We start from the raw sequence: 16592 nt of genomic DNA, 5'->3' as shown, positions 1-16592 counted from the left end.
TTAACTTATGAAGAACCTTGGAAATGAGCATTTGGACCAGGTCTTCAAAGATGAAATCACCAAAGTATCCGATTTTAAGTTCGGTACCACGGTGGTCAATGTCTTTGACGACATGGTCAGCAGGTCAGTACCTTATTACAACGAGATGCAGCGGATGCTCGCCGAGATCGCTGCCGACCATGTGAAGGAAGGAACATTTGTGTACGATCTGGGCTGTTCAACCGGCACCACGCTGATAGGTCTGGACCAGCTCATTCCCTCGGACATCCGGTTTATCGGGATCGACGAGTCTCAGGAAATGCTCGATAAATGCGATGTGAAGCTCAAAGAGGCGGGTTTCGTAAGGCCTTACGACCTCGTTGCGGGCGATTTGCACCAGCAGCTTCCGATTTCCAACGGCTCCGTCGTGATACTCTGCCTTACGCTGCAATTCGTACGGCCATTGTACCGCGAGCGGCTCCTGAAAAACATATACGACGGCCTGAACCCCGGCGGCGTGCTGCTGCTGGTGGAGAAAGTGCTGGCGGAGAGCAGCATATTCAATCGTGATTTTATCAAATACTATTACAACTACAAGCGACGGAACCATTACAGCGAGCTCGAAATTTCGCAGAAACGCGAAGCGCTCGAAAACGTGCTGATCCCGTACAAGTTGTCTGAAAACATGCTTCTGCTGAAAGAGGCCGGTTTCGCCGACTGCGAAATTTTCTTCAAGTGGTACAATTTTTCAGGAATGATAGCTCACAAAAAATCATGATTGCGATCGGTAACTTCTTTTTCAAGTACAGAAATAACTTGTTTATCCTCCTGTACCTGCTGCTGTTTTTGCCGTCGCCGCAGCTTTTTGCACCCGGCCAGTTCGGCCCCGATTACTACCTGTACCCGATCATACTGGGCCTGCTGGTAACGTTTTCGGGCGAGATCATCCGGGGAGTGACCATTGGGCTGGCCTACATTATCCGCGGAGGGCGCGATAAGAAGGTGTATGCCGAAGAACTGGTCACCGAAGGCATTTTCCGGCATTGCCGCAACCCGCTGTATGTGGGTAATATCCTGATGCTGCTCGGTGTGGGCATTCTGGCCAATTCACTGATCTACGTCGGAATCGTAATGCCATTGTTTTTGTTCATATATCAGGCGATCGTTCTCGCTGAGGAGAATTTTCTGAGGAACAAATTCGGCGCGCAGTTCGATGCGTATTGCAGCCGGGTGAATCGCTGGCTGATTAATTTCAGCGGTATTTCCGAAACCCTGAGCGGCATGCGCTTTAATTACAAGCGCTGGCTTTTGAAAGAATATAACACCCTGCTGGTGTGGCTGATAGGTATCGCGGCGATCCTGATTTTCAGGTATCCGCAGGTGGTGCCCGAGGCCGGTAACCGGATCATCGTTTTCGCGGTGATCGTGCTGATACTCGGCGTTTTATACGCCTATGTGCGGCACTTGAAGAAGTCGGGCAAAATGACCGACAGCATGGCGTGAACGAAACACGGATGGCGCTTTTTCAGAAAAACGCCATCCGAAATACACCGCCCTGGCACACTATTGGTTGCCCCTCCTGAACCGACACGATGAATCACACATTTTCATAACCCCCTAATAATTTAAGCACCATGAATATCGTAATCGTAGGAGGAGGATTTGCCGGCGTCAACCTGGCGCTGGACCTTGCAAAAAGCAAGAAATTTGACGTAACACTGGTCGACAAGAACAATTACAACTTCTTTCCGCCGCTGATCTACCAGGTCGCCACGGCGTTTTTGGAGCCGTCGAGCATCAGTTACCCTTTCCGCAAGCTTTTTTTAGGTAAGGAAAACCTTCACTTCCGGTTGGGGGAGCTGCAAAGAGTGGTGCCGGGAGAAAACAAAATCATCCTGCATAATGGCGAACTGACGTACGATTTCCTTGTATTCGCCACGGGCGCCGAAACGAATTTCTTCGGAATGGAGAACGTTCAGCGGAATGCTACACCCATGAAAACGCTTGAAGATGCGATCAGCATGCGCAACAAGCTGCTCATGCAAATGGAGCAGGCCACGCTCAGCACCGATCCGGCGGAGATTAAAAAGCTGCTAACCGTGGTAATCGCCGGCGGCGGGCCTACGGGCGTGGAAATCTCCGGCATGTTCGCCGAAATGCGCAACGGCATTCTTCGCAAGGAATATCCCGAGCTGGCCGGAAAAGGCAGCGAAATCTACCTCGTGGACGGCAGCGAAGCATTGCTCTCGCCCATGAGCAAGGCGTCACAAGAAGATACCTACGAGGCATTGCGCAAGCTCGGCGTGAAAATCCGCCTGAACACGCACGTGTCCGACTTCGTCGACGACAAGGTGTACTTTTCCGAGGGTGAGCCCATTGAAGCCAAAACGCTCATCTGGGCCGCCGGCGTAACGGGCCGGGTATTCGAAGGCATTCCGGCGGAAGCCTACGGCCGCGGGCGCAGGCTGCTTGTGGATGCTTATAATAAGGTCAATAGCACATATAATATCTACGCGATCGGCGACTGCTGCCTGCAAACCACCGACGAGCATTTCCCGAACGGCCACCCGCAGGTAGCGCAGGTGGCGATCCAGCAGGGTAAAAACCTCGCACGCAACTTCGGGCTCATCGCGGAGCACCAGCCATTGCATGGATTCAAATACCACGACAAAGGCTCGATGGCTATCATCGGCCGGGCGAAAGCCGTGGTGGACCTGCCTTCGCCAAAGGTGCATTTCAAAGGAGTTATCGCGTGGCTGGCGTGGCTTTTCATACACCTCATTTCATTGATCAACCATCGTAACCGCATGAAAACGCTGTACAACTGGATGGTTGCCTATTTCACCAAAGATCAGCCCTTGCGCATGATCATCAAGCCCTCGGTAGCGCAGGAAAAGGTCGAATCGGTTTGATGGAACCGTATTTCAACGTTTATCGTTGGCAGTTTGACAAAAAACACTGAATTTTAGTAACCGAAAGCCCTCCGGGCGTTCATTCAGTGTGCAAAAAACCGAATAATGGAACCGATCACGATTGATGTAACTCAAAACACACCATACGGTCTCCAGAAACTTGACTCATCCATCTCTTTCCGGGGCTTCATCAGCTTCCTGGAAAGCAAAATCGATCAGGAAGAAACGGTCAAAAAGACATTTTTCTCGCTGGTTCTTGACAAGCTGAGGTCCAAACCGGGTTTCAGCCAGGATATTCCGCTCTCGGAAGTCACCAACTACAAGGAAGAACTGAGTTTGATCTATGGCATGCTTATGCCACCTATCGCCAACGAAAAGGAAGTTTTCTGGGCGTTGAGTGCCCCCGTAAGCCCGGTTGTTTTCTACGGCACTTCGGGTTTTTATAGCCTGCTTTTTGAAAAAAGCGGCGACCTTCGCTGCGACCTTATCGAGGACCGCGGCGTGAATTACAAGCAGAAAATGCAGATGCTCTATTCCTTCATCCTGGAAAAGCTCTACCATTTTCCCCCGCTGCACCATCCCGATATGATCATCACGTTGAAGGACGAGGAATCGGGCCTTCAAAAGTATTACCGGGTGCACATCGATAACCGCTTTTGCGAGGTGTATGCCAAAGGCAGCCTGCCCGAGCTTGACCTTGATATCCTGCGCTCGGATTTGCATGAGAATTTCGATGTCAATGCGTTTTCCAGCCTGCTGCCGCACAGCCTGTTTCATTTCGAAGGCTTTTCAGTGATCACACTGAACGACGTTACCGCCGAGCATGCTGTTGAAAACATTAAAAACACCATCCTCGACCGCGCTTCTTACGACCCCAAAACGTATTTCAACTACGTGGCCGGCGCATTGAAAATGCTCGTGGAAAACCCGCGCGTCGACTTCGGGCTCATGGCCGTGCTGCGCGTCAACAACAAACTCGTTTTCGACCGCAGCTCCATCCTTTTCAGCAAGCTCATGAGCGCCGCCACCGAAAACGATATGGCGGAGCAAACGTACCTCGATATGGCGACCCAGTATTTCGAATCGCCGAAAACACTGCTGCTGCGCAACCTGGGTGCGGAAGATGTGAAAAAGCAGGATTTTATCCGCATTCTGCAAAACGACGGCGTGGAATCCTACGCATTGCTGCCCGTTTATCATGATAACAAGGTCGTGGGTGTGCTGGAAGTGTATTCCAAAGAGCAGAAGTCGATCGACGAGCGCTTGCTGGCGAAGCTGGATATCGCGTTGCCGTGGATCGCGCAGATGATGACCAACTATATCGATGAATTCAATTCGCAGATCGACACGGTGATCCGTGACAAGTTTACGTCGTTGCAGCCCGCCGTGCAATGGCGTTTCCGCGAAACTGCCTGGCATTATATCCGCGACAAAGCGCTCAACCCGCAGAATGCCGAAATCGAAAGCATTCAGTTCCGGAACGTGTACCCGCTCTACGGCGCAATCGACATCCGCAACTCCACGATCGAAAGAAATGCAGCATTGCGCGAAGACCTGCGCCTTCAATTCAATGTATTGATAGAAACCTTTACCGTACTGAAACAAAAACTCGGTTTCGGGCTGGCCGACGAGATGATTTTCAAATGCCGGAAATGGATCACGGAAATATCCGACGAAAGCACCGACAACGACGAGATGAAGATCCGCGACTTCCTCGAAAACGAAGCGCACCCATTCTTGCAGCATTTCAAGGAAGAGAGCCTGAAACTGTTCGGTTCGGGAGCGATGGACCCCGGCGAGCTGGTACTGCGCAACCGCATTGATCAATATTTCGACATGATCGACGAGGACCACGGTGCCGCATTCGCCAATCGTCGTGAGCTGGAAGCGTCTATGCAGGCCATCAATTCGTCGGTGAACCTCTACCTCGACCTTTTCCGCACCGAAATACAGGAATCATACCCTTGCTACTTCGAAAAATTCAGGACGGACGGGATTGAGTACGACATTTACATTGGTCAGTCCATTGAACCGCAAAAGCGGTTTAATGAACTTTACCTGAAAAACATCCGTCTGTGGCAGCTGACGACCATGGCCGCCATTGCCCGGATCACGCATTCGCTGATACCCCAACTGGAAAAACCGCTGGAAACGACGCAGCTGATATTCATCAATTCGGGCAGTATCGACATCAGTTTCCGCGACGACGAACGGCGGTTCGATGTTGAAGGCGCCTACAACATCCGCTACCAGGTAATCAAGAAGCGGATCGACAAAGTGCATGTGAAAGGCACCGGCGAAAGGCTTACGCAGCCGGGCAAGATTGCGCTGGTGTATTTCAACAATAAATCCGCCGAAGAATATGTGGGCTATGTCCGGTATTTACAGGAAAAAAATACTTTATTGGATGACCTGGAATTCTTCGATCTTGAAGACTTGCAGGGAGTTACCGGGCTGAAAGCGTTACGCGTAGGCGTGAACCTGCAATCGGACTGGAACTAGCGAAGCGCTGAAAATATAACTGAACGTTCTATGAACTATAACCACCGGCTCGACAAGGTTAAGCATCACGTCCACCATTTTTTTGGCACGAAAGCGCTGTCGCAGCTCAGCTATCACAACCTCGTTCATACGGAGGCCGTGGTAGCTAATGCGGTGAAGATCGCCAACCATTACCGCTTGGAGGACAGGGAAACCTTCATCGTCGTCACGGCCGCCTGGTTTCACGACACGGGGTACAGCACCGGAGAGGCCGTAGGGCACGAGCAGCGCGGCGCTGCAATGGCGGCGGAATTCCTGCGGTCGGAAGAGGTGGATGACGGAACGATCGCCGAAGTGGAGGGCTGCATCCTGGCGACGGTATGGCCGCAAAGTCCGGCCAATTTGCTGCAACAAATCGTTTGCGACGCCGACCTCTACCATTTCGGCACGCCCGGGTTCGGCGATTGGAACAAGCTCGTGCGCAAAGAGGCCGAGCAACGCCTGGGCCGGAAGATCGACAAGATGGAATGGCGCAAAAGCACCATTAAGCTGCTCGAAGGCCACGAATTCCAGACAGACTACTGCCGCGAGCTTTTGGATAAACAAAAGAGAAAAAACCTCGAAAAATTAAAGCAGAAACTGCTCGAAGACACGCTCGAAGCCGCAGCCGAAAGCGAGCGGCAGCCACTGGAAATCAGCGATAAGCCGGTAACTGTCACTGCACCCAATGCACCTAAGCAAAAGGAAGAGCAGCCATTCATCCCGGAAATAGCCGAAGGTAAAAAGAAAAAGGACGACCGGCCGGACAAGGGCATTGAAACCATGTTCCGGATCAGCTCCAATAACCACCAGCGCCTGAGCGATATGGCTGATAATAAGGCACATATTATGATCACAACGACGTCAATCATCATTTCGGTGCTCTTGAGCGTGCTCGTGCGGAAGCTGGAAGACAATGCCTACCTGATTATCCCGACCATGATGCTACTCACGGTGTGCATGGTCACGATGGTGTTTTCGATCCTTTCCACCCGCCCGACCATTCCCCGCGGCACATTCACCCAGGAGGATATCGACGCGAAGCGTGTGAACCTGCTGTTTTTCGGGAATTTCTACCGGATGTCGTTCGATGACTATTCGAGCGGCATGCAGACGATGATGAACGACCGCGAGTTTTTGTATGGCAGCCTTACCAAAGATGTTTATTCCCAGGGTGTTGTGCTGGGCCGGAAGTACCGCTTGCTGCGTGTGGCCTACAATGTATTCATGTTTGGGATCGTCATTTCCGTTGTTGCTTTTGTGATAGCCTCCACGTTCTTCGAACACTGACCTGCCGTTTTTATGGAAGCGTTCCGCTATTTTAACCGGGATATCAGCTGGCTTTCCTTCAATGAGAGGGTCTTGATGGAAGCGGGCAATGAGGCCGTCCCGCTCATGGAACGGATCAGGTTTCTGTCGATCTATTCGTCCAACCTCGATGAATTTTACCGCGTGCGGATGCCTTACCTGCAAAAAAATGCCTTGCAGAACGCCGCAAACAATGCCTATCTGGAAGCTGGTGCAATCATAAATAGGCAGCAGGAGGAATTCGGCCGCATTCTCGGGAAGTCAATCATACCGGCTTTGGCAAGGCAGGGGTTTCATTTTTTGTACAAAGAACCCATTTCCGAACAGATTGCCGCTTTCGCACGCCGCTATTTCTATACGCAGATAGCGGGCTTCTTGCAGCCTGTATACCTGAACGACAAAACCTCCTTTTTCCCGGAAAACAACCAGATTTACATGGTGGTGGTGCTGCAATTGCCGGGCGATAAGGAAAAGATCGCGCTCGTCAATATCCCCGTGCCGCAGCTCGACCGCTTTGTGAAAATCAGGCAGTCGGATGGCGAATACATCATTTTCCTGGAAGACCTGATCCGCTGTAACCTGAATGTGCTGTTTACCGACGCGCTGGATATCAAAGCATTCAATATCAAGGTAACGCGCGACGCTGAGCTCGACCTGCTCGACGAAGACGGTGACGATACGGCCGAGCAGGTCGAGAAGCAGCTTAGCAAACGTGATTTCGGCCTCGCTACCCGGTTTCTGTATGAGCCGGGCCTTTCGTTGCGGCATTTGCAATACATTGTGAATGTGTTTGACCTCAAAAAGGCTTCGCTCGTAGAAGGCGGGCGGTATCATAACCTCAAAGACCTGTCGTCGCTCCCCGTAGCCTCTCCGGCCATTTCCTACCCGGCCTGGCCCGCCGCGCAGCATCTGGAAGGTTTTGAAGAATCGGAAACATTGTTCGAAGCATTGACCCGCCGTGATCTGATGGTGCACGCACCTTACCAGACTTACGACACGATTCTCCGCTTTTTCAACGAAGCGGCCATTGATCGTTCGGTGCAGGAGATCTACACCACCATGTACCGTGTCGCCCACGATTCCAAAATTGCCCACGCGCTCATCAGCGCCGCGAAAAACGGCAAGAAAGTAACCGTGCTCGTGGAACTGAAAGCGCGTTTCGACGAGGCGAACAACATCCGCTGGGCCAAAAAAATGAAATCGGCAGGGGTGAAGATCATCCACAGCGTAAATGCGCTGAAAGTGCATGCGAAACTCGCATTGGTGAAACGCAGGCACGAAACGCATCCCTACCTCGGGCTGCTGGCGACAGGTAACCTCAACGAAGGCACCGCGCGCTTCTACACCGACCACATCCTGCTCACGGCGCATCCGACCATGCTCAAAGAAACGGAGCAGCTTTTCGGTTTTTTGAGTAAAAAGAAAAAGCCGGAGAAAATCGACGTCATGCATTTCGAGCTTTTGCTCGTGGCGCAATTTAACCTGCAAAACCGGTTCTTAGCGCTCATCGACCGCGAGATAACGAATGCCCGAAACGGCCTTCCCGCGGGTATTACCATTAAATTGAACAACCTTGAAGAGGAAGTTCTGATCAATAAACTCTACGAAGCCTCGAATGCCGGCATCACCATTAAGCTGATCGTACGCAGCATTTGCAGGCTTGTGCCGGGTGTGCCCGGGCAGAGCGAAAACATCCGCATCAAGCGGATCGTGGACCGCTACCTCGAACACGGCCGCGTTTTTATTTTTCATAATAATGGTCAGCCCGAGGTATTCATGGGCTCCGCCGACTGGATGAACCGCAACATTTACCGGCGCATCGAGGTCTCTTTCCCGATCTATCACGAAGATCTGAAAAAGCAGCTCACCGATATGCTCGCCCTGCAATGGGCCGACACCGTGCAGGCGGTATGGATCGACGAAAACCTGCAAAATGTAGCCGTCACCACCCTTCCTGGCGGGGTGCGCTCGCAGGAAGCCATTTACCATTACCTGACGGGCCCGGTTAGGAATTTTAAAAACACATTGCCATGAAAAAACGATACGGACACATGCTGGTGGTGGTTGCACTGCTGGCGGCCGGCTGCAACTCAACGCAAAAAGAAGCGGAGCAATTCCGCGAGTACGACCTCAGCAAACCCGAAAAATTCAACCTGCCCGAAAGCCTTTTCGAGGTATCGGGCATTGCATTCGACAAAGGCCGGAGCGATACGATCTATGCGATCCAGGACGAAGAAGGCAAGCTGTTCCGCCTGGCCTGGGACGTGCCTAAGCAACGGCATTCCAAATTCGGTAAAAAAGGCGACTACGAGGATGTTTCGATCATCAACGACCGCGCCTATATCCTCAAAAGCAACGGCACCATTTACACATTCCCAATGGCCGAGGCCGTGTTTCAGGAGCCGGAGGGCGTGGTGGAAGTGAAAGGAATGTTGCCCAAAGGCGAGTACGAAGGCATGTATGGCGACGAAGGGACGGGCGAGCTATTCATTATTTGTAAAAATTGCGCCGGCGACGATTCCAAGAACAGTGTTTCGGGCTATATCCTCAAAACCGGGCCGGATTCGGCGATTGCACAGTCGAGGACATTTTCGATCAATGTAGACGAAATCAAGGCGATCACCGGTAAGGTGTCGCGGGGATTCAGGCCGTCGGGCATTGCACGCAACCCGGTGACGACGGAGTGGTACATCATTTCGGCGGTGAACCAGCTGCTCGTGGTGGCCGACCGGCAATGGAAGGTCCGCGACGCACACCACCTGAACGGCAACATGTTTATCCAGCCGGAGGGCATTGCGTTCGACAATGCGGGTAATCTTTATATTTCCAACGAAGGCGACGATCTGTTCAGCGGAAATGTGCTCAAATTCAGAAAAACAGGCCGCTAGGGCCTTGCCGACATCCTATGAATAGATATTTACTCCGGTTACTTGCATTCGGGACCATTCTGGCAGGCGTTTCCTCCTGCGCCACCTACAAAACCCGGTTTTCGAAGGAAGGTGCACAATGGCAATCGGCCTCGCCTGATGCGGCATTGGAACTGAAACATACGATGTACCTGGTAGGCGACGCGGGCAACGACTCGCCAGACGACCGCGCGCCGGTTTTGGAATACCTCAAAACGAAACTCGGTACCGAGTCGAAAAACAGCTCTATCCTGTTCCTGGGGGATAATATTTATGAATCGGGCATGCCGCCTTCGGAAGATTCCGCCGCGCGAAAAGTGGCTGAATTCCGCATTGACTCCCAGCTCAAAATGCTGGAAAATTTCAAAGGCCACCCCATATTCGTGCCCGGCAACCACGACTGGCGCGGCTGGGGCGTGAAAGGTTTGAAAAGGCAGGAAAAGTACATTCAAAAGCACATTAATGAGGCACGCGGGAAGAAGGATAAGGAAGAATACGAAGACTATTTCCTGCCATTGAACGGCTGTTCCGGCCCGGAAGTGGTGGAACTGAATGATAATGTCGTGATCATCGTCGCCGACTCGCAATGGTGGCTCACCGACTGGGACCGGGACCAGAAGATCAACGACGGCTGCGAGATCAAGAACCGGGAGCAGTTCCGATTCGTATGGGAGAATGTAGTACGGAAGTACCGGAACAAAAACGTGGTGATTGCCATGCACCATCCGCCCTACACTTATGGGCCTCACGGTGGTCGTTTTACCATAAAACAACACATTTTCCCGCTCACCGAACTGAACCCGAAGCTCTACATCCCGCTTCCGGTGATCGGAAGCCTGAGCGCATTGTTCCGCGCCACGATCGGCTCGCGACAGGATGTGGCCAACAAACATTATAAGGAACTGCGCACGGCGGTGCTTGCGGGTGCGAAAAAGAATGGCAAGTTCATCTTCGCCAGCGGCCACGAACATGCATTGCAGTTTATCGAAAACGATGGACAGGAGTTCATCGTAAGTGGGAGCGGATCTAAAAGCAGTCCGGTAAGCCTGGGAAAGGGCTCGCTGTTTTCTGCCTCAAAACTCGGATTTTCGACGCTGAGCTTCTATGCCGGAGGCGAAACCTGGGCGAAATTCTGGGAAGTGACGCCCGATGGCAAGGACGCGAAGCTCGTTTTTCAGCACAAAGTGAAGGACAAGCAGCAGGTTGAGGTGCCCGATTCCACCGTCGCATTCACCGAATACAACCAGCACGCCGATTCGACAACGAAATTTATCACGAGCGGGCAGGTCAAACCCATTGGAAAAATACATAAGGCCATGCTCGGCGAGCATTACCGGCCGCTTTACCTGCAACAATACCGCTTCCCGGTGCTCGATTTGGCCACTTATCGAGGCGGGGTAGTGCCTGTAAAACAGGGTGGGGGAAACCAGACGAACTCACTGCGGCTCCGCGACAAAGACGGCAGGGAGTATGCCATGCGCGGGCTTACCAAGGACGTGAGCCGGTTTTTGCCGTTCCCGTTCAACCAGATGATCGCCGCGCAGTATCTGGTGGAGGACAACTTTTTGTCGACTAACCCCTTTGCCCCCTTGAATATGCCTGCGCTGGCGGAGGCGATCAATGTATATCATACCAATCCCCGCATGTACTACGTGCCTGCGCAGCCCGGGCTGGGGACTTTCAATGGTCTTTTTGGCGGCACGATGAACCTCGTCGAAGAACGCGCCGATGGCAAGAGATGGAAGCATGCCGATTTCTTCGGAAACCCCGATAAGATCGTAAGCACGCCCGAACTGGTGGAAGCATTGCTTGAAAAAAGTAAAAACAAGGTCGACGAACCGTGGGCGATCCGCACGCGCCTGCTCGATTTTCTCATCGGCGACTGGGACCGCCACGACGACCAATGGGCCTGGTCATCGACCAAACAACCGGATGGCACGACGCGCTACCGCCCGATCCCGCGTGACCGCGACCAGGCATTTTCGCGCTACGACGGCTTTTTGACCAATATCGCCAGGCAAACACTGCCATTCCTGCGGCAGCTGCAAACCTACGGCCCCGAAATTCAGAGCATGAAATGGACCACATGGAGCGCGCGCCTGTTCGACCGCACATTCCTGAACGAACTTCCCTGGGAGCAATGGGAAGAGCAAGTGAAATTCATCCAGCAAAATATGACCGACGAGGTGATAGAGGCCTCATTCAAAGACTGGCCGGCGAAAGCGCGTGAAATGGCCGCGCCCAGAATGATCGAAGGCTTGAAGGCGCGCCGGGCGCATTTGATGGAAATAGCGCGGACGCATTACGAATTCGTGAGCAGGGAGGTGAATGTGATCGGCACCGAGGAAAAGGAACGCTTCGTGATCGAACGAATGGACGATGTCCGTACGCGTGTGACGGTGTACGAAACAGGGAAGGAAGGCCGCATTAAGCACCAGAATTACCAGCGCATATTCGAAAATGCCGTGACCCAGGCTATCAATATTTATGGAAATGGCGACGACGACGAATTTATCGTAAAAGGCGATGTTCGCAAGGGCATTAAACTGCGGCTGATCGGCGGGCTGGGCAAGGACGTTTTTGCGGACAGTGCACGCGTGCGCGGAGGAGGGAAGAAAACGCTCTTTTACGACGATCTGAAAAATAATACCATTATCGCCGGGCCGGACACAAAAGACAAGCGCACAAGCCTGTACCGTTTCAATGTATACGACCGCCGGAGCGCGGATAGCAACTATGACATCACCCTGCCGCTGCCCGTACTGGGAGCCAACCCCGACGACGGCTTTTTCATCGGCGGTGCCGTGAATGTGACTAAATATGGTTTCAAAAAAGAGCCTTATGCTTCGGTACAGTCCATCGGCGCGAGCTTTGCCGCCAAAACGCAGGGCTTCAAGGTCAACTACACGGGTGATTTTATCAATGCATTCAAAAAATTTGATTTTTATATCGACAGCCATTACCGCGGCCCGCGCTATGCATTCAACTACGCCGGCCTGGGCAATGAAAGCGTGCGGGTAGTGGACGACGCCGACTTTTACCGCGTGCGCCAGAGTGCGTTCTACATTTATCCTGCATTGAAAAAGCGCTTTGGAGGGCATAATGGCTTCATTACACTGGGGCCGGTGTTCGAGGTAAACGACATTCAGGCAACAGGGGGGAGATATATCGTGAACAGTGAAAACGGCTTGCCTGAGGATATTTTCAAAACAAAATATTACAGCGGTGCCAAATTTACCTTCAGTTTCAGCAGCGTTGACAACATTTTCTCGCCTCATACCGGCATTCGTTTCAATGCGGCACTGAATTGGACGAGCGACCTCAAAACAGACCGGAATTTCACGGGGCTTCGCGCTCAGTTTGCCTGGTATACCGCCCTGGACCAGAAGGAAAACCTCATTCTGGCCACGCAGGTGGGAACGGGCGTCAATTTCGGCAGCGGGTTCCAGTTTTTTCAAATGCCCAACATCGGCGGGAAACTCGGTCTGAGAGGTTACCGGACCGAGCGCTTTTACGGACATAGCGCACTGTGGCACGATACCGACCTGCGCCTCCGCCTTGGCAGCAGCTATAACCCCGCATTGCCGCTCACGTACGGTATTTTCGCCGGTTTCGATTACGGCCGCGTGTGGCAGGAAGGCGAATCGTCGGACAAATGGCATTACAATTACGGCGGCGGCATCTGGCTTTCGCCTGTGGACGCGCTCACCATTGCCGCAGGCGCATTTATTCCCAAAGAAAAAAGCGAAGAAAAACCGCGGATTGCCGTGCAGCTCGGGTTCTGGTTTTGATGCCAGGCGGCGTTACGGTTTTGTGAATTCGTTGATGTCCATTGCGCCAAAATCGTCCATAATTTCCGTTGCCCGCAGGATTTCATCGGCGTCGTCGAGCCGGATGGTCAGGATGGCGCCGGTTTTCTCCGGGGCTAGTGTACCGTCGTCTGCGGCCGGGGGGTCGGTGGTATCGGTCATTTGCCCGTCGGTCAGGCGGTCGTCGGCGGTATCCACATGATCGCTGACCTCCATGATGTGGTGGCGGAAGCCGGCGGTGAGCAATGCTTCCAGCGCCTGCCGGGCTTCGGCGGCGCTTTCAAATATTCCAATGAGTGTCCTTTGCATGTCAATTGGGGTTATTGCCTGTTCAATTTACCGAATCCCGCATTGCTTTGGCGCGTTCTGCAAATTGCTGCACCACGGGCAACCTGCCGGTTGCCCATTGTTTCAGTTCGGCGTCATGCCCGCTGGTGGACTGGATTTCCATCATATGCACGGCTCTTTCCTGCGCCGAGATCATCTGCTTTACATATAATGTATCCAATGTTACACCCGAATTCCCCGAGAGGCTGTCGAGTTGAAGTTGCCGGTCGTCCGAGAGCGTGGTAGGGAGGTTCAGGTCGCGGGCGGCGGCGAGCCTCTGTAACTCCTGTCCGGCCTGCGTGTGGTTTTTGGTCATTTCATCACCATATTCTCCGATTTTATCTTCGGTAGCTCCCGCGGCGGCTACTTTTCCCGCATTGACCTGGTACAGGGCATCGTCGGCCGCAGCGAGGAGAAATTGTCTGTCGATATCAGTGAGCGAACCGGAATCGGCCGTCTTGTCGTCTTCGCAGGCAGCGCTTGCAAAAAAAATGGCTGTAAGTAGCAGGAGTATGTAACCGCGCATATAGTTTTAGTTTGTTTTTGCCATTGAGGAATAATTATTGTGCCAACGTGCTCCGGAGATTAGTACTATTAATTCTACAAAATCAAAAAAATAAACTAGATTGCGGGAGTCGGTTCACGGTTCTCTCGCGAACGCTTGTATATTTATCGAAAGGCAAAGCACCTATTCCCGCCAGGGGTGAAATTGAATGAGTACAGAGAAGCAGGAAGGATTTGAGAATGAGAAGCCATTGGCTTCAGAGGTAATGTACCACGAACTTTTTGACCTCAACCCACAGCCGATGTGGGTATATGACGTGGAAACCTATCGCATATTGGATGTGAATGAGGCGGCCGTGCGCAACTACGGTTACACCCGCGAGGAGTTCCTGACTATGACGATCCTGGCGCTCAGGCCACAGGAAGACGTACCGGCAGTGCTGCAAAGCGTAGAACTGGTGCGGCAGCACACCAGGCTGTATACGTCCGGATTTTACAGGCACAGCAGGAAGAACGGCGAGGTTATCGACGTGCTGATCCAGAGCAATATCGTGTACATGCAAGGCCGGAAAGCGGAATTGGTCCTATCCACCGACGTCACCACGTGGGTTGCGTCCGAACGCGAGCGCAGGGCTTCCGAGAACAAATTCAAAGCGATTTTCGACAACACCACCGACGCCATCGTACTCTGCGACGACCATGGCTGCTGCGTGGACATGAACGAAGCCACACTCCGTCTCCTCGGCTATCAGTCGGCAGAGCTGCAAGGCATGCACATCGACGATTTTCTCCAGCTGCCGCAGGGAATACCCTTTCATGTGGTATGGAAGAACTTCCTCAATGGTGAAATTCTCAACGGTTTGATGAAAATAGCGCGCAAAAACGGCTCTCATATCACCGGAAGTTTCAATGCAAAACCCAACATTCTTCCCGGCATGCACATGTGCGTAATCACCGACGTGACCGAGCGCCTGGAAAAGAAACGCGAACTCATGGAGAGCGAGCGGCGCTTTAAGGCATTGGTCCAGGAAGGGGCAGACCTCATTGCGATCGTCGACAAGCGGGGTAACTACATGTTCGTCAGCGAAAGCAGCCACCCGATTCTCGGAATTCGGCCCGAGGAGTTTATAGGTAAAAATGCATTCGACTGGATACATCCCGATGATCGCGAGGCAGTTCTGGCACTATTTTTAACCATCAGCGAGCATCGGCAGATCAAAACGGAACCCTACCGGTTTATGGACGGGGCGGGCACTTACAGGTGGATCACAACAACGGCTACCAATATGAGCGACGATCCGGCTGTGGGCGGCGTCGTGGCCAATTCGAGGGACATCACCGATGCGGTGGAGAAAGCACGGGCGCTGCTCGTCAGCAACGAACGCTATCGCCAGCAGAATGAAAGGCTGAGGGAGATTGCCTGGACGCAATCACACGTGGTGCGGGCGCCATTGACACGCCTGATGGGCCTCGCCGATTTGCTCCATTCGGGTGACTGCGGGGGAATGCCCCTTGAAACGGTGCTATCGCTGATCAGGTCGTCGGCTGGTGAACTGGACGAAGTGATCCGGGAGATTGTACACAAAGCAGATAAAGTTCAGAACGATGACGAATGACGGGCTTAAAATCCTTTTGGTGGACGACGACAAGGTGATGTTGTTTCTCCATGAGACGTTTCTCAAAAGGAGCGGCGTGTCGCGCGATGCCGTGCTTTGTTACAACGGACAAGAAGCGCTGGACTACCTGGATGCCCACCAGACTGTGGAAACGACCTTTTTAGTGCTGCTCGATATCAATATGCCGGTCATGAACGGCTGGGAATTCCTGAGCGCCGTCCGCGACAAGCCCTATCTTGAACAACTGCTGATCGTGATGGTAAGCTCCGCCACGGAGGAAAGCGAGAAAGCCCGCGCGCTGATGTTCGCCCAGGTGATCGACTACCAGCAAAAACCCCTCACGATCGAGACCTGCCGCCGCATTATCGGCTCCGAAAAACTGCGCCGTTTCTTCGGCGACTTCATGCCCGAGTAGGGGCGCACGCAAATCTCTTTGCGCTCAAAATACCAACTTCTCTCCCGGCGGGCGCTCCCGCCTGATCATTCACATTTGCTACTTGTCAATCATCACCGTCGTTCGCTGGATTGGCGATGCAACGGGCGGATTCACGGTTGCTTGGTGTATCCTAATGAGGGTAATTTGTCTCAATGAATGGTCTGTAACGCAGCGTCTTGCGGCACGGCTGGGCAGGCTTATAACCTGTCTTTTCTGACAATCGGAACCAATGTGATCGATACTATGCCCGGAAATCTACCTCTCAGAAAACTTGT

12 protein-coding genes are annotated in these 16592 nt (G+C 52.8%); 10 read left to right on the top strand and 2 right to left on the bottom strand.

All coding sequences use genetic code 11. From position 1 onward, the window contains the following. Window positions 1-7: 7 nt before the first annotated feature. The 8 genes from cmoA (at window position 8) to DFER_RS12530 (ending at window position 13416) form a co-directional block, all read left to right on the top strand. Window positions 8-757, top strand: coding sequence for a carboxy-S-adenosyl-L-methionine synthase CmoA (cmoA, locus tag DFER_RS12565; protein WP_015812013.1), 750 nt, complete (start codon window positions 8-10; stop codon window positions 755-757). Continuing rightward, window positions 754-1482: a methyltransferase family protein gene (locus DFER_RS12560; protein WP_015812012.1), complete on the top strand. Its 729-nt coding sequence runs from the start codon at window positions 754-756 to the stop codon at window positions 1480-1482. Before cmoA ends, DFER_RS12560 begins: the two co-directional genes overlap by 4 nt. A gap of 131 nt (window positions 1483-1613) precedes the next feature. Next, window positions 1614-2891: an NAD(P)/FAD-dependent oxidoreductase gene (locus tag DFER_RS12555; RefSeq protein ID WP_015812011.1), complete on the top strand. Its 1278-nt coding sequence runs from the start codon at window positions 1614-1616 to the stop codon at window positions 2889-2891. A gap of 105 nt (window positions 2892-2996) precedes the next feature. Further along, window positions 2997-5393 carry a GAF domain-containing protein gene (locus DFER_RS12550; protein WP_015812010.1) on the top strand — a complete coding sequence of 799 codons (2397 nt, stop codon included), beginning with the start codon at window positions 2997-2999 and terminating at the stop codon, window positions 5391-5393. A 30-nt stretch (window positions 5394-5423) separates the two neighbouring features. Continuing rightward, window positions 5424-6701 carry a Pycsar system effector family protein gene (locus tag DFER_RS12545; protein WP_015812009.1) on the top strand — a complete coding sequence of 426 codons (1278 nt, stop codon included), beginning with the start codon at window positions 5424-5426 and terminating at the stop codon, window positions 6699-6701. Window positions 6702-6713: 12 nt separating this feature from the next. Continuing rightward, a complete protein-coding gene (ppk1, locus tag DFER_RS12540) occupies window positions 6714-8753 on the top strand; it encodes a polyphosphate kinase 1 (protein WP_015812008.1) in 2040 nt (679 codons plus the stop codon). After that, window positions 8750-9607, top strand: coding sequence for an SdiA-regulated domain-containing protein (locus DFER_RS12535; protein WP_015812007.1), 858 nt, complete (start codon window positions 8750-8752; stop codon window positions 9605-9607). The genes ppk1 and DFER_RS12535 overlap by 4 nt, the downstream gene beginning before the upstream one ends. Before the next feature lie 17 nt (window positions 9608-9624). After that, window positions 9625-13416, top strand: coding sequence for a metallophosphoesterase (locus DFER_RS12530; protein WP_015812006.1), 3792 nt, complete (start codon window positions 9625-9627; stop codon window positions 13414-13416). A gap of 12 nt (window positions 13417-13428) precedes the next feature. Here DFER_RS12530 and DFER_RS12525 read toward each other — a convergent pair whose 3' ends face one another. Then, window positions 13429-13743, bottom strand: coding sequence for a hypothetical protein (locus DFER_RS12525; protein WP_015812005.1), 315 nt, complete (start codon window positions 13741-13743; stop codon window positions 13429-13431). A 22-nt stretch (window positions 13744-13765) separates the two neighbouring features. After that, entirely contained in the window at window positions 13766-14287 is a 522-nt protein-coding gene (locus tag DFER_RS12520) for a DUF4142 domain-containing protein (RefSeq protein WP_015812004.1), read from the bottom strand. 187 nt (window positions 14288-14474) lie between these two features. Here DFER_RS12520 and DFER_RS12515 point away from each other — a divergent pair, with 187 nt between their 5' ends. Continuing rightward, window positions 14475-15881 carry a PAS domain-containing protein gene (locus DFER_RS12515; RefSeq protein ID WP_015812003.1) on the top strand — a complete coding sequence of 469 codons (1407 nt, stop codon included), beginning with the start codon at window positions 14475-14477 and terminating at the stop codon, window positions 15879-15881. Continuing rightward, a complete protein-coding gene (locus DFER_RS12510; protein WP_015812002.1) occupies window positions 15871-16296 on the top strand; it encodes a response regulator in 426 nt (141 codons plus the stop codon). The genes DFER_RS12515 and DFER_RS12510 overlap by 11 nt, the downstream gene beginning before the upstream one ends. Window positions 16297-16592 lie beyond the last annotated feature (296 nt).

The sequence above is a fragment of the Dyadobacter fermentans DSM 18053 genome (assembly GCF_000023125.1).
Lineage (GTDB): Bacteria > Bacteroidota > Bacteroidia > Cytophagales > Spirosomataceae > Dyadobacter > Dyadobacter fermentans.
Note: the sequence above shows the minus strand (reverse complement) of the source record. Positions and strands in the feature narration are given on the sequence as shown.

Coding starts and splice junctions, on each gene's coding strand:
- cmoA (WP_015812013.1), top strand. CDS start 8: ATGAAGAACCTTGGAAATGAGCATTTGGACCAGGTCTTCAAAGATGAA.
- DFER_RS12560 (WP_015812012.1), top strand. CDS start 754: ATGATTGCGATCGGTAACTTCTTTTTCAAGTACAGAAATAACTTGTTT.
- DFER_RS12555 (WP_015812011.1), top strand. CDS start 1,614: ATGAATATCGTAATCGTAGGAGGAGGATTTGCCGGCGTCAACCTGGCG.
- DFER_RS12550 (WP_015812010.1), top strand. CDS start 2,997: ATGGAACCGATCACGATTGATGTAACTCAAAACACACCATACGGTCTC.
- DFER_RS12545 (WP_015812009.1), top strand. CDS start 5,424: ATGAACTATAACCACCGGCTCGACAAGGTTAAGCATCACGTCCACCAT.
- ppk1 (WP_015812008.1), top strand. CDS start 6,714: ATGGAAGCGTTCCGCTATTTTAACCGGGATATCAGCTGGCTTTCCTTC.
- DFER_RS12535 (WP_015812007.1), top strand. CDS start 8,750: ATGAAAAAACGATACGGACACATGCTGGTGGTGGTTGCACTGCTGGCG.
- DFER_RS12530 (WP_015812006.1), top strand. CDS start 9,625: ATGAATAGATATTTACTCCGGTTACTTGCATTCGGGACCATTCTGGCA.
- DFER_RS12525 (WP_015812005.1), bottom strand. CDS start 13,743: ATGCAAAGGACACTCATTGGAATATTTGAAAGCGCCGCCGAAGCCCGG.
- DFER_RS12520 (WP_015812004.1), bottom strand. CDS start 14,287: ATGCGCGGTTACATACTCCTGCTACTTACAGCCATTTTTTTTGCAAGC.
- DFER_RS12515 (WP_015812003.1), top strand. CDS start 14,475: ATGAGTACAGAGAAGCAGGAAGGATTTGAGAATGAGAAGCCATTGGCT.
- DFER_RS12510 (WP_015812002.1), top strand. CDS start 15,871: ATGACGAATGACGGGCTTAAAATCCTTTTGGTGGACGACGACAAGGTG.